The 12,522-nt window shown below is 59.9% G+C and carries 13 protein-coding genes; 11 read left to right on the forward strand and 2 right to left on the reverse strand.

Translation table 11 applies throughout. From position 1 onward, the window contains the following. Positions 1 to 23: 23 nt before the first annotated feature. The gene (locus IHQ43_RS00205) at positions 24 to 974 is read left to right on the forward strand and encodes a choline sulfate utilization transcriptional regulator (protein ID WP_192562970.1); all 951 of its coding nucleotides are present in this window, start codon (positions 24 to 26) and stop codon (positions 972 to 974) included. A 4-nt stretch (positions 975 to 978) separates the two neighbouring features. Here IHQ43_RS00205 and IHQ43_RS00210 read toward each other — a convergent pair whose 3' ends face one another. Beyond that, positions 979 to 1,638 carry an NAD(P)-dependent oxidoreductase gene (locus tag IHQ43_RS00210; RefSeq protein ID WP_007954072.1) on the reverse strand — a complete coding sequence of 220 codons (660 nt, stop codon included), beginning with the start codon at positions 1,636 to 1,638 and terminating at the stop codon, positions 979 to 981. A gap of 84 nt (positions 1,639 to 1,722) precedes the next feature. Here IHQ43_RS00210 and IHQ43_RS00215 point away from each other — a divergent pair, with 84 nt between their 5' ends. Next, entirely contained in the window at positions 1,723 to 2,049 is a 327-nt protein-coding gene (locus IHQ43_RS00215) for a DOPA 4,5-dioxygenase family protein (protein ID WP_192562971.1), read from the forward strand. Here IHQ43_RS00215 and IHQ43_RS00220 read toward each other — a convergent pair whose 3' ends face one another. Next, entirely contained in the window at positions 2,050 to 2,451 is a 402-nt protein-coding gene (locus tag IHQ43_RS00220; RefSeq protein WP_192562972.1) for a GFA family protein, read from the reverse strand. 324 nt (positions 2,452 to 2,775) lie between these two features. Between IHQ43_RS00220 and IHQ43_RS00225 the strand changes: the two genes are divergently transcribed. The 9 genes from IHQ43_RS00225 (at position 2,776) to IHQ43_RS00265 (ending at position 12,467) form a co-directional block, all read left to right on the forward strand. Continuing rightward, a complete protein-coding gene (locus IHQ43_RS00225; protein WP_007954069.1) occupies positions 2,776 to 4,083 on the forward strand; it encodes a CitMHS family transporter in 1,308 nt (435 codons plus the stop codon). A gap of 71 nt (positions 4,084 to 4,154) precedes the next feature. Then, complete coding sequence (locus tag IHQ43_RS00230; protein ID WP_007954068.1) at positions 4,155 to 4,922, forward strand: TerC family protein; 768 nt, start codon at positions 4,155 to 4,157, stop codon at positions 4,920 to 4,922. A 142-nt stretch (positions 4,923 to 5,064) separates the two neighbouring features. Next, entirely contained in the window at positions 5,065 to 5,562 is a 498-nt protein-coding gene (locus IHQ43_RS00235; protein WP_192562973.1) for a PAAR domain-containing protein, read from the forward strand. Positions 5,563 to 5,579: 17 nt separating this feature from the next. Beyond that, positions 5,580 to 6,737: a DUF2515 family protein gene (locus IHQ43_RS00240; RefSeq protein ID WP_192562974.1), complete on the forward strand. Its 1,158-nt coding sequence runs from the start codon at positions 5,580 to 5,582 to the stop codon at positions 6,735 to 6,737. After that, entirely contained in the window at positions 6,737 to 7,369 is a 633-nt protein-coding gene (locus IHQ43_RS00245; protein WP_341829651.1) for a hypothetical protein, read from the forward strand. The genes IHQ43_RS00240 and IHQ43_RS00245 overlap by 1 nt, the downstream gene beginning before the upstream one ends. After that, positions 7,366 to 8,007, forward strand: a complete 642-nt coding sequence (locus tag IHQ43_RS00250) for a hypothetical protein (protein WP_244142235.1) — start codon at positions 7,366 to 7,368, stop codon at positions 8,005 to 8,007. Before IHQ43_RS00245 ends, IHQ43_RS00250 begins: the two co-directional genes overlap by 4 nt. A 211-nt stretch (positions 8,008 to 8,218) precedes the next feature. Next, complete coding sequence (locus tag IHQ43_RS00255) at positions 8,219 to 9,877, forward strand: Na/Pi cotransporter family protein (protein WP_179693147.1); 1,659 nt, start codon at positions 8,219 to 8,221, stop codon at positions 9,875 to 9,877. Between the two features lie 94 nt (positions 9,878 to 9,971). After that, positions 9,972 to 11,363 (forward strand): M16 family metallopeptidase, encoded by a 1,392-nt coding sequence (locus IHQ43_RS00260; protein WP_192562976.1) that lies wholly within the window; start codon positions 9,972 to 9,974, stop codon positions 11,361 to 11,363. 75 nt (positions 11,364 to 11,438) lie between these two features. Beyond that, positions 11,439 to 12,467: a DUF5924 family protein gene (locus IHQ43_RS00265; RefSeq protein WP_085690406.1), complete on the forward strand. Its 1,029-nt coding sequence runs from the start codon at positions 11,439 to 11,441 to the stop codon at positions 12,465 to 12,467. Positions 12,468 to 12,522: the final 55 nt, after the last annotated feature.

Below are 12,522 nucleotides of genomic sequence, written 5' to 3' on the forward strand. Positions count from 1 at the left end.
AATGACTAGGATAAGCACAGCTTATGTATGAAGCCCTCGGTGATCTGTCGCTGGACCTGCTGCGCGCCTTCGACGCGGCGGCCCGTCATCGCAGTTTCACTGCCGCGGCGGTGGAGCTCGGCACGACGCAACCGGCTATCAGCCAGCAGATCAAACGGCTGGAAGAACAACTCGGTACGCGGCTGTTCGACCGGATCTACCGGGGCATCGAACTGACCGAGGTCGGATCGATCCTTTTCGAGCAAGTTACCCTCGGTTTGCAGAATATCGACGCAGGATTGAGCGCGATCAGCACTCAGCAGCAACATGAAGTGCTGCAGGTCGCCACCGATTTCGCCTTCGCCGCCTATTGGCTGATGCCGCGCCTGCACCGCTTCCATGAGGCTTATCCACAGGTGGACGTCAGCCTGGTCACCAGCGAGCGCAATCACAACATGCTGCGCCCGGATATCGACGTTGCCGTGCTGTTCGGCGACGGTCGCTTCAAACAGGGCGAAAGTCACTGGTTGTTCAGCGAAGAAGTGTTTCCGGTGTGCAGCCCGCAACTGCTCAAGGATCGTCCCCTGCCCTTGCCAGCCCAGGCATTGATGGAGTTTCCGCTGCTGCACCTGCGCGGGGAAAACAGCAGCAACTGGTTCGACTGGAGCGGTCTGTTTCGCGCGCTGAACATCAGTACGCCGCCGGCCCCGGGCCAGTTGCGCTTCGACAACTACACCTTGCTGATTCAAGCGGCGATTGGCGGCCAGGGCGTGGCCATCGGCTGGCGTCACCTTGTGGATAACTTGCTCACCCAAGGTCTGTTGTGCCGGCCGATCGCCGAAACCACCCTGTCGCGTCTCGGTTATTACGTGGTGCTGCCGCAGCGCAAACGCCGGGGCGCGTTGATTCAGACGTTCGTGGATTGGCTGATGGCCGAACAGGCGAGCAGCGCCGAATCCCTGGCCGGGCTGCCGTTGCCTTCGATTGCTGTGTAACGGATCAGGAGGCAGCAACAAAATCCACATGCTGGCGCAGATGCAAATTCAGCCGCAGCTCATCGGCAATCCCCACCGCCACCCGGTTCAAACGTTCCAAAGGTTCAGCCAGACCCGGTTCAAGCGTGCGGCCCACCTGACTGAAATGCTCGATTGTCAGCCCGGCGACGCTGCGCGGTGCATTCACCAACGTCCAGTGCAGCGGGCTGCTTTGCAGGGCTTCGCGCACTTCTTCGGCGGCGTGGCGTTGCAGCGGGTCGGCGTTTTCCGGATCGTCCAGTGCTTCGAATTCGCCGATGACAAACAGCCGTGAGACGTTCGCCGCCTGCAGCCCGTCGATCAGCGCGTCCACCGCCAACACCTGTTCCACCGGGCCCAGCACCACGGATTTCTCGACATGATCGCTGCTCAGCGGCAAGCCCGGCGCATTGAGCAGGCAGATCACCGCCGAGCTGCCGGCCACGCTCTGATTGACCCGTTCGGCATCGAGCAGATCACCGCTTTTGGTGCGCAGCCCCGGCCGTGGCGCGAGCGCCGTCAGATCGTCGAGGATGGCGATGACTTCGTGCTGACGCCGCAGCAGTTCAGCCATCAACGCACTGCCCAGGCTACTCATGGCACCATAGAGCACCACTTTCACCGCCGGGGTTTCGGCATTTTTCATGGCTGATTTCCCTTTTGTTTTCCCTTGTATGGCGTGTGACATACGGTCAACGCCGAGGGTTCGAACCGATTCAGAGGGTTTGCGATGCAGACGATCAAGGGTTATCACGCCCACGTTTATTACGACGCCAGCAGCATTGAACAGGCGCGGGCGCTATGTGAGCAGGCGGCAGCGCTGTTTCCCTTGAAGATGGGCCGCGTGCATGAACGCCCTGTCGGCCCGCACCCGGACTGGAGCTGCCAGCTGGCCTTCGGCCCGGAGCTGATCGGCGACGTGCTGCCGTGGCTAGCGCTCAATCGCAAGGGATTGGTGGTGTTCCTGCACCCGGACACCGGCGATGACTTGCTCGACCACACCGAGCACGCGATCTGGATGGGCGCGATGCGGCCGCTGGATCTGTCTATTTTTTAATCAGATGGTTTCTTCCGGCTCGCCAGGCAAATGCTCGTCCAGGTGCAGCCATGGCAACTGGCTGTCGGTCCAGATGTGCCGCTCGGCGGCGGCTTGTTCCGGGCGGTCCAGCGTGGCAATCGTCAGATCGATGCTCTCCGGGCTGAGCAACGTCACCAGCGCCAGTTGTGCGCCGCAGTTCGGACAGAAGAACCGAGCGCAACTGGTCGAGGAGTCGTAGCGCGAAGGCGTCCCGGTCAGCCACTGGAAGTTCGCCGCGGGCAGCGTGATCCAGGTAGTGACAATGCCGCCGCTGACCTTTCGACAGATCGAACAATGACAGTGGGCAATGTCGTGCAACGCTCCGCTGAACTGATAGCGGATATGTCCGCAATGGCAGCCACCGCCGTGCAACTCAGTCATCGTCCTGCCCTCCGCTTCCCGTGTTCATTGACTCTAGCCCGCATCCGACGGCCGGTTGGCCGTTCGCCCAAAGCTTTCTTGCGCGAAAGGTAGCTGAAAGGTTCCCCGATTAGGATCGCCCCCACTGCCGGCAACAGACCGGTTGGCCAACGCGTGTGATTGCTCGCACGTCAGGCCCAATTAACAACAACAATGGTGATTCTGATGTCCTCTGCAACCCGCCTCTTCGCTGCAACTCCGCCCGTACGTCTCGTGCTTCCTGTTCTGCGCTGATCCCGCCCGATCCGCTCACTTAACTAGCCGCGCTACGCCTGGAGTATTCCCATGCTGACTTTCCTTGGCTTCGCCATGGTCATCACGTTCATGTTCCTGATCATGACCAAGCGCCTGTCCGCGCTGATCGCTCTGATCATCATCCCGATCCTGTTCGCCCTGTTCGGTGGCTTCGCCCCGAAGATCGGCCCGATGATGCTCGAAGGTATTACCAAGCTTGCGCCGACCGGCGTGATGCTGATGTTCGCGATTCTGTATTTCGCCCTGATGATCGACTCCGGCCTGTTCGACCCGGCCGTGCGCAAGATCCTCAAACTGGTCAAGGGCGACCCGCTGAAGGTTTCGGTCGGCACCGCCGTACTGGCGCTCGTCGTTTCCCTTGATGGTGACGGCGCGACCACTTATATGATCTGCGTAGCCGCCATGCTGCCGCTGTACAGCCGCATCGGCATGAGCCCGCGAATCATGGCCGGTCTGATCATCCTCGCCGGCGGCGTGATGAACATGACCCCGTGGGGTGGTCCGACCGCCCGTGCCGCCAGTGCGCTGCACGTAGACCCGTCGGACATCTTCGTGCCGATGATCCCGGCGATGGCTGCCGGTGTGGTGGCGATCCTGATCATTGCCTACTTCTACGGCAAACGTGAGCGTGCGCGTCTGGGTGAACTGCACCTGATCGGCGACGAAATCGATCACAGCGAAATCAGCGTCTCGCAATTCCCGGATGCCCGCCGTCCGAAACTGATCTGGTTCAACGGCCTGCTGACCCTGGCCCTGATGTGCACCCTGATCGCCGGCCTGCTGCCGCTGCCGGTACTGTTCATGGTGGCGTTCAGTATTGCCATGATCGTCAACTACCCTTGCCTGCAAATGCAGAAGGATCGCGTCGCGGCCCACGCCGGCAGCGTGCTGTCGGTGGTCAGTCTGATCTTCGCGGCGGGCATTTTCACCGGTATCCTGTCGGGCACCGGCATGGTCGATGCCATGTCGAAAAGCCTGCTGGCAGTGATCCCTGATTTCCTCGGCCCGTACCTGGCGGTGATTACGGCGCTGGTGAGCATGCCGTTCACGTTCTTCATGTCGAACGACGCGTTCTACTACGGTGTGTTGCCGGTGTTGTCCGAAGCGGCCAGCCATTACGGCATCACCGCAGTGGAAATGGCCCGTGCCTCGATCGTCGGCCAGCCGGTTCACCTGCTGAGCCCACTGGTGCCGTCGACGTACCTGCTGGTGGCACTGGCGGGGATCGAGTTCGGCGATCACCAGCGTTTCACCCTGAAGTGGGCAGTGCTGGTCTGCCTCTGCATACTGGTCGCAGCCTTGCTGTTGGGGACTTTCCCGCTGTTCAGCACGTTGTAACGGCACCAAACTCACCAGGACGCCAGCTGATTGCTGGCGTCCTGGTTTAACACTCGCTCAAAGGAATACACATGGAATGGCTGACCAACCCTGAGATCTGGGTTGCCTTCTTCACCCTGACCGCCCTGGAAATCGTTCTGGGCATCGATAACATCATCATGATTTCGATCCTGGTCAGCCGCATGCCCAAACACATGCAGCAGCGCACCCGGATCTTCGGTCTTGGCCTGGCCATGATCACGCGGATCCTGTTGCTGCTGTCGATCACCTGGGTCATGCGCCTCACCGCCGACCTGTTTGAAGTGTTCGGCCAGGGCATTTCCGGTCGCGACCTGATCCTGTTCTTCGGTGGTCTGTTCCTGCTGTGGAAAAGCTCCCAGGAGATGTACCACGCACTGGAAGGTGAAGACGAAAGCGACGAAACGCCTGGCGGCAAGGGCGGCAATTTCCTCTACACCATCATCCAGATCGCGATCATCGACATCGTGTTCTCGCTGGACTCGGTGATCACGGCCGTCGGCATGGTTTCCCACGTGCCTGTGATGGTCGCGGCGATCATTGTGGCGGTGCTGGTGATGATGCTGGCTTCGGGCAAGATCAGCGAATTCATCGACAAGCACCCGTCGCTGAAAATGCTCGCGCTGTCGTTCCTGCTGGTGGTCGGCACCGTGCTGATTGCCGAGTCGTTCGACGTGCACGTACCGAAAGGCTACGTCTACTTCGCCATGGCATTCTCGCTGGCGGTCGAAGCGATCAACATCAAGATGCGCACCGCCATCGCGAAAAAACGCAAACAGCAGGATCCGGTGAAACTGCGCAAGGATATTCCGGGTCAGTAACCCGAACGCAGTGAACAGACAAAGGGGCCTTCGGGCCCCTTTTTCCTGCCCGGCCGAAACGCGCGGGAGCCGTTGAAGGTTGACGCACCGGGCTGCGCTGGTTAGCGTCCCCCCCTCGCTTCGACAATGACAAGGAATGCACATGTCCGGAAAGCCAGCTGCACGCGTCACGGATCTGACCACCTGCCCGCTCCCCGGCCATGGCACCAACCCGATTGCCAGTGGCTCGCCCGACGTCTTGTTCAACGGCCTCGCCGCCGCTCGCCTGGGCGACACATGCGCCTGTGGGCAGGCCCTCAGCGGCGCCTTCTCCGCGACCGTGTTGATCAACGGCAAGAACGCCATGACCCTCGACAGCACTGCCAGCCATGGCGGCGTGGTGGTCGGCGGTTCAGGGGACATCATCATCGGCAGCAGCCATACACCCGCGCCGTTCATCCCGCCGTTGCCGATCATTGGCAAGCCACTGGTCGAGTTCAAAGCGGTCAGCGCCGGCAATGGTGAACCCATCGCCGAACAAGGCTACGAAATCGAAACCGCCGAAGGCCGCATCGTCAAAGGCCAGACCAACGCACAAGGCATGACCCAGAGCGTCGCGACCCTCCAGCCAGATCTGGCGGTCGTGCGCTGGACAGTGTGAGCCTCAAGGAAGAACCCATGACCGGACAATGCATCGCCCCCGACGACCTGGACATGAAAAAGCTCTGGGACAGTACCTGCGAGCTGCCTGCCTGCAAACGCGAAACCACCACGACCGGCCCTAATCCGAAAACCCGCGTCGAAGTCCCGCTGCTGACCTGCAACTGCCTGTGGCGCCGCTTCCAGAAGGAGGCCGAAGAATGGGTCGCCCCGGGCGGCGTTCTGATTGCCGATCCACAGGCACGCAACCGCAAGATCAACGCGGCGTACGCGCAGTTGTGGCTGGCGGACAACCGGTTTCAGTGGGCGGGGCTGGCGGCGTTTGCTTCGAAGCAGGTGGGGTGTGGGTTGATCCATGCGACCAAACTTCAAACCGCGATAGCTGCGCAGAAAGCCGCACAGGAGAAACTTCGTACCGCCAAATCGGAAACGATTTTTGAAGGTTTCGGTTTCAAGCTCAGCAAGACCAATCCTGAGGCGGAGCGCGAACTGGAGAAAGCCCGGGCTGCCAACCCGTTGCCCACTGAAGACATCACCTTCGGCGACAACCCGCGCTCAGTGGTTCAGCAGCAGTTGGACTACGTGTATGAGATGTTGGCACTGGGTAATACATCGTTGTTTCTGGACGTTTATCCGCTGCACCGGTTTTTTATGGTGCGGGGGTACAAGGAAATGCAGGCGTGCCTTCCACAGCGCAATAAACTCAAAAACGAGGTTCTATGGCCCATCGCCGACAAAGTGGAGTTCGGTGCGTTGCATTCGGAAGTAAGCGATACATTCAAAGCTATCGATGAAGGTCGGATCGCCAAGAGTGTCGAGTTCATGGCGCAGCATGAGCAGATAAATATCTTGCAGCCTGCTATGTATGACAATTCGCACTTCGCTCTTTTGATGCGCGGCACGCATGCTGGTGACGTTGTCTCAGTGGTGACCGGGCTAATGCCTGGAGCGGCAGAAGAAATTCAGTTGACCTTGGCCAGTCAATGCAAAGCGCCAGACGGACGAAAAGTCGCATTTGGTAGCAATCCATTGGCTAATTTGGCGGATAAGGATCAGCGCATGGAGTTTGTGCTACGCGCGGCTACCCAATTCGATACGTTGCTCAAAGACCCTGCTTCACGAGCAAAGCTTAAGCAGTCCATTACGGAAATCTCCCAAGGCGGAGGAGTCCAGTGATGCGATTCACCAGAAAGTACATGTTGATAACGCTCGGGGTTATGTTGGTTGGAGCGGGATTCGCGTATTTCAACAGTGGCACGGATACCTTGCGTGTCCATATCGGAAAAACGTACGAGGAGACAGTTGCCGATTCGACATTTCGAGTCGAAGCCAACACGGCGATTTATCCCGGAAACCCTCCGCACCCTAGTTCTACCTGGATATCCAAGCCAGTCATCATTCAGTTTGATGACCCGGAGCACGGCTTTACATTGCCTGCTACCCAGTTCGGCTCAGTCGGATTTGACGGGGGTAAGGTCTCGAATATGACCACCTCGCCAATGCTTGAAACGTTGCCGTTCGACCAACTCATCGTGGTACTCGATCAATTACAAAGCCAACTAAAAAACGCTGGCTGGGTGCAGTGGAACAGCGAGACAAATCCTTGGGTGAGCACTGCTACTGAAGACAATCGACAGGCGCTTCAGGCCGAGTTGTTTGATCACGTTATGGTGACCGTGCTCTTGATACCTCATAAATACAGTCTTGCGCTCAATGTCAAATGCTACGCACGCTGTGACGAGCGCGATCCGAAAACCGCAAAGTATCTGATTGATGTCAGCGTTGGGTCGGATTATTACAGCGAATGAAGAGTCGCTATACGGCTCGCCGGAGATTTTGGAAAAGAGCGCTTTTTTTCGCCGCATTTCTCTGCATTACTTCATTCCATCCTCCGATGGACGTTTTGCGCGTCCACATAGGCAAGACTTACGAGCGCGTGGAAAGGGACTCCACTTTCGACGTTGAAGGCAACACTGCTATTTATCCCGGTGAACGTCCTCATCCGAGTTCTACCTGGGTAAGCAGCCCTGCCATCATTGATTTTGACGATCCGGTTTATGGGTTCAAATTGCCTCCGACGATATTTGGAGCGGTAACCTACAGAGACTGGAAGGTCAGGACGCTGACTACGTCACCCATGTCTGCAACGATGCCGTTTGGAGATGCGGTGGTCAGGTTGGGTGAAATACAGAACACGCTCAAAACTCAAGGATGGAAGCTTGAGTCTTTTGAAAACAATGATTGGTTCAACGTCGATTCGGTGGCCGAGCGTGAGCAGCTACGGGGCAAGCTTTTCGATCAGGCTGTTGGCATCGATCTGTATGTGCCGAAAAAATACAGTCTGCTGCTTTTAATCAAATGTTACGCACGTTGTGACAAGCATGATCCCGACACAGCGAAATATTTGATCGACGTCAGCGTGGGAATAGACCACCACCGTGATTGACCCAGCGAAGCGCCGCTACCACACGGTTTTGTGTAGAAATCAAAGGCCCACGTAAATCCCTTTTCATGACACTTTTGTTTCAATCCCCGCTTTAGCTGTGCAATGCTGGCGCCCAGACCGTTAGCCAACTACAGCTTAAGTATCAGAACGTAGAAATTGCGCGGTACCGTCAACTTGCCCCTCTGGGGCGCTGCTATTACAGGGGGTCTGCATGCTCACCCTGCTCAATCTGCTCTCTGCCGTGGCCCTGCTGATCTGGGGCACGCACATCGTCCGAACCGGCATCCTGCGGGTGTACGGCACCAATCTGCGCCACGTGATCGGCCAGAACATGTCCAAACGCTGGCTGGCCTTTGTCGCCGGCATCCTCGTGACCGCGATGGTGCAAAGCAGCAACGCCACCGCCATGCTCGTGACGTCCTTTGTCGGTCAGGGCCTGATGGCGTTGACCCCGGCCCTGGCGACCATGCTCGGCGCCGATGTCGGTACGGCGCTGATGGCGCGGGTGCTGACGTTCGACCTGTCGTGGCTGTCGCCGCTGCTGATTTTCATCGGGGTGATTTTCTTTCTGTCGCGCAAGCAGACCCGGCTCGGGCAGATGGGTCGTGTGGCCATCGGGTTGGGGCTGATCATTCTGGCGCTGCAACTGATCGTCGAGGCTGCGGCTCCGATCACCCATGCCCAAGGGGTGAAGGTGATTTTCGCCTCGCTGACCGGCGACATCCTGCTCGACGCCCTGGTCGGCGCGCTGTTCGCGATGATTTCCTATTCCAGCCTGGCGGCCGTTCTGCTGACCGCGACGCTCGCTGGCGCTGCGGTGATCAGTCTGCCGGTGGCGATCGGTCTGGTGATCGGCGCCAACATCGGCAGTGGTGTGCTGGCATTCATGAGCACCAGCATGCAGAACGCCGCCGGCCGGCAAGTGGCGCTGGGCAGCCTGCTGTACAAACTGATCGGGCTGCTGCTGATCATTCCGGTGCTCGACCCGCTGGTGCACTGGATCGACAGCCTGGATTTCAGCCCGCAGGAAATGGTCATCGGCTTCCACCTGCTCTACAACACGGCGCGCTGCCTGATCCTGCTGCCGAGCGTCGGGCCGATGGCGCGTTTGTGCGCCTGGCTGCTGCCGGAGCGCCCGGAGGTCAACGGCACCGCCAAGCCGCGTCACCTCGACGCCACCGCCCTGGTCACGCCGAGTCTGGCGCTGGCCAACGCCGCCCGGGAAACCCTGCGCATGGGCGACCTGATCGACAACATGCTCGACGCGACCCTCGACGTGCTGCGCGGCAAGCAGACCGCCGTCACCCAGGAAATGCGCAAGCTGACCGATGACGTCGAAGCGCTGTACAGCGCGATCAAGCTGTATCTCGCGCAGATGCCCCGCGAAGATCTCGGCGAGCAGGACAGTCGGCGCTGGGCGGAGATCATCGAGCTGGCGATCAACCTAAAACTGGCCAGCGACCTGATCGAACGCATGCTGCGCAAAGTGCAGCAGCAGAAGACTTCGCAACGCCGGTCGTTTTCCGAAGACGGGCTGGAAGAGCTGGCCGGCCTGCACCAGCAATTGATCGCCAACCTGCGGCTGGGGCTGTCGGTGTTCCTCAGCGGCGACAAGGAAAGCGCTCGTCAGCTGCTGCGCGAGAAACGTCGCTTTCGCGCACAGGAACGGCGTCTGGCCCATGCCCATGTCAGCCGGTTGCAACGTAAGATCGTGCAGAGTATCGAGACCAGTTCGTTGCACCTGGAGTTGATTGCCGACATGAAACGCCTGAATTCGCTGTTCTGCAGCAGCGCCTATGTGGTGCTGGAAACTTCCGATACCGGCGCGCTGGCGGCGGACGATATGGCGGACATCACGCATTCACCTTGAACGTCTGGGGTTGTGGTCAGTCAGTAACTCAAGGTTCGGCCTCGCGGCCGGACTGACGACACGGATCTCCAATTCAGCCGTATGGAAGCTCGTTATGCGTTGCCTGTTGTTCGCCTGTCTGCTGCTCGGTTCCCTGCCCGCCTTTGCCCTGGATCGATTTCAGGTCGAAGGCTATGCGCTGCCCAACGGTTTGCAACTGCTGCTCAAGCCCGGAACCGAACGTGGGCACGTGGCGATCCGGCTGGTGATCGGCGTCGGTCTCGACGATTTCGACTGCAATGAAAAGGAGCTGCCGCACCTGCTTGAACACTTGCTGTTCAGCGGCATCGACGCCACCGGCGAAGGTGGCCTTGAAGAGCGCATGCAGGCCCTCGGCGGTGACTGGAACGCCTTCACCAGCAACGCCGACACCACGTTCGTCATCGAAGCTCCGGCGAAAAACCAGCGCAAGGTCCTCGACCTGCTGCTGGACCTGCTGACCCAGACCCGCTTCGACGACAATGCTATCAACGCAGCCAAACGGGTGGTCGAGCGCGAGGACGGCGGCCATTACACTCGGCTGCAACGCTTTCTCGACCGGCAGGACCTGGGCCACACCGCGAGCAATCAGCTGGCGGTCGAGCTGGGCCTCAAATGCCCGCAGCGGGCCGAGGTCGATGGCCTGACCCGCGAGCAGCTGGAGAAGGTGCGCAAGGCCTGGTACGCGCCGAACAACATGACCCTGATCGTCGTCGGTGAACTCGACAAGTTGCTGCCGGCCTATCTGGAACGGGCGTGGGGCGCGCTCGAAGCGGTCGATCCGAGCGAACACCGTCCGTTGCCGGACATCCGCGCCAGCGCTGCCCACGAACGCACGATCACTCGCGGCTTCATCGGCAACAGTGCCAAGCTGCACTGGCTGGTGCCGGAGCCGGTGCTGGACGATCAGTACGACGAGACCTTCGATCTGCTCAAGGAGTATCTGGAGTGGGCGCTGTACCGCCAATTGCGCCTGAACCACGGTTTGTCCTACGGGCCGTGGGCCGAGCGTGAAGTGTTCGGCGGCGTCGGTTTCATGAGCCTCAACGCCGACCTGGATCGCGGCGACATTGCCGAGGCCGAACAAGTGCTGGAAGACCTCAAGGCCGACCTGCTGAAAAACGGCCTCGATGCCGACACCTTCAACCGACTCAAACAGGCTGCCATCGCCCATCAGGCCTGGGCGGTGCAAGGCACCAGCGCCATGGCCGACTATTACTGGAGCGCGCTGGGGGACTACGAGGATGGCCGCTTTGCCGATCCCGCCCGGGAGCTGCAAGGCGTGACGCTGGAGGCGGCGAACAAGGCCATGCGCGAGTTGCTATTGCAACCGGGCTATCTGCGGATCGAGAAACCGCTGCTCAGCGACGATCAGGTGTTGTGGCTGCTGGCGGGCGGATTGGGCGTGCTGGTGCTGATGCTGCTCGGCTGGCGCCTGCATCGGCGCAAATCCGTGCATCCAGACTGACCGGCAGCCTCGCCACGCGACCCGGCGGGCGGTACTCTGTCGGGGTTTTTTCCTCGACTGTCGTGAACCGCCCAAATGTCTAAATTGACCCTCCTCATCCAGCGCATTCTCGAACTGATGAAGCGCTACCCCGGGGTCATTGCGCTCGGCGGTTTCATCTCCGGGGTCGGCAGCTTCATTCTGGTCGACCGGCAACAGGGGCTGGCGAGCTGGATCACCACGATCATGCTGCTGAGCTGGATCTGGCTGATGCTGGAAAACAGCCTGACCAAGCTGTTCACGCGGATCTTCAAACGGGAAATCCCTCAGCCGCTGCTGCGTTACGCGACGCAGATGATCCACCAGGAAAGCCTGTTTTTCGTCCTGCCGTTCTTCTTCATCACCACCACCTGGAACAGCGGCCAGTTGTTTTTCACCGGGCTGCTGTGCATCGCGGCGCTGATCTCGATCGTCGACCCGCTCTACTACAAGTGGCTGGCGCCACGGCGCTGGGCGTTCCTCGCGCTGCACACCCTGACTTTGTTCGCCGCTCTGCTCACGGCGCTGCCGGTGATCATGCACCTGACCACCTCGCAGAGCTTCAAATGGGCGCTGGGGATTGCGGTGGTGTTGTCGTTCCCGAGCCTGGCGTCGATCTTCCCGATCCGCACCGTGCGCAACGCGCTGGCGATCCTCAGCATCACCATCGGTATCGGCGGCGTGGGCTGGGTCCTGCGTTCGTGGGTGCCGCCGGCGACACTGTGGATGACCGACGTGGCGATCAGCACTCAGGTGCAGGACCGGGTTCCGGGCGCCAGCCTCAAGGAAGTCAGCGCCGAGCAGATCCGTGGCGGCGGGCTCTACGCCTACACCGCGATCAACGCGCCGCGCGGGCTCGACGAGCGGATCTATCACGTGTGGCAGTTCAACGGTAAAGAGGTCGACCGCATCGCCCTCGACATCCACGGCGGACGCAAGGAAGGCTACCGGGCCTGGACCCACAAGCAGAACTTCCCCGGCAACCCGGCAGGCAAATGGCAGGTGCGGGTGTTGACCGAAGACGGTCAGGTGATTGGCGTGCTGCGCTTCGAGGTCACGGACAGCACACCGACCAAAGAAAAGTAACCGTGTTCGTGCTATTACGTATGCCAGCGTATTCAGCCGAACAAGCACGGAGCTT

This window comes from Pseudomonas gozinkensis (assembly GCF_014863585.1).
Classification (GTDB): Bacteria; Pseudomonadota; Gammaproteobacteria; order Pseudomonadales; family Pseudomonadaceae; genus Aquipseudomonas; species Aquipseudomonas gozinkensis.

Coding starts and splice junctions, on each gene's coding strand:
- IHQ43_RS00205 (WP_192562970.1), top strand. CDS start 24: ATGTATGAAGCCCTCGGTGATCTGTCGCTGGACCTGCTGCGCGCCTTC.
- IHQ43_RS00210 (WP_007954072.1), bottom strand. CDS start 1,638: ATGAAAAATGCCGAAACCCCGGCGGTGAAAGTGGTGCTCTATGGTGCC.
- IHQ43_RS00215 (WP_192562971.1), top strand. CDS start 1,723: ATGCAGACGATCAAGGGTTATCACGCCCACGTTTATTACGACGCCAGC.
- IHQ43_RS00220 (WP_192562972.1), bottom strand. CDS start 2,451: ATGACTGAGTTGCACGGCGGTGGCTGCCATTGCGGACATATCCGCTAT.
- IHQ43_RS00225 (WP_007954069.1), top strand. CDS start 2,776: ATGCTGACTTTCCTTGGCTTCGCCATGGTCATCACGTTCATGTTCCTG.
- IHQ43_RS00230 (WP_007954068.1), top strand. CDS start 4,155: ATGGAATGGCTGACCAACCCTGAGATCTGGGTTGCCTTCTTCACCCTG.
- IHQ43_RS00235 (WP_192562973.1), top strand. CDS start 5,065: ATGTCCGGAAAGCCAGCTGCACGCGTCACGGATCTGACCACCTGCCCG.
- IHQ43_RS00240 (WP_192562974.1), top strand. CDS start 5,580: ATGACCGGACAATGCATCGCCCCCGACGACCTGGACATGAAAAAGCTC.
- IHQ43_RS00245 (WP_341829651.1), top strand. CDS start 6,737: ATGCGATTCACCAGAAAGTACATGTTGATAACGCTCGGGGTTATGTTG.
- IHQ43_RS00250 (WP_244142235.1), top strand. CDS start 7,366: ATGAAGAGTCGCTATACGGCTCGCCGGAGATTTTGGAAAAGAGCGCTT.
- IHQ43_RS00255 (WP_179693147.1), top strand. CDS start 8,219: ATGCTCACCCTGCTCAATCTGCTCTCTGCCGTGGCCCTGCTGATCTGG.
- IHQ43_RS00260 (WP_192562976.1), top strand. CDS start 9,972: ATGCGTTGCCTGTTGTTCGCCTGTCTGCTGCTCGGTTCCCTGCCCGCC.
- IHQ43_RS00265 (WP_085690406.1), top strand. CDS start 11,439: ATGTCTAAATTGACCCTCCTCATCCAGCGCATTCTCGAACTGATGAAG.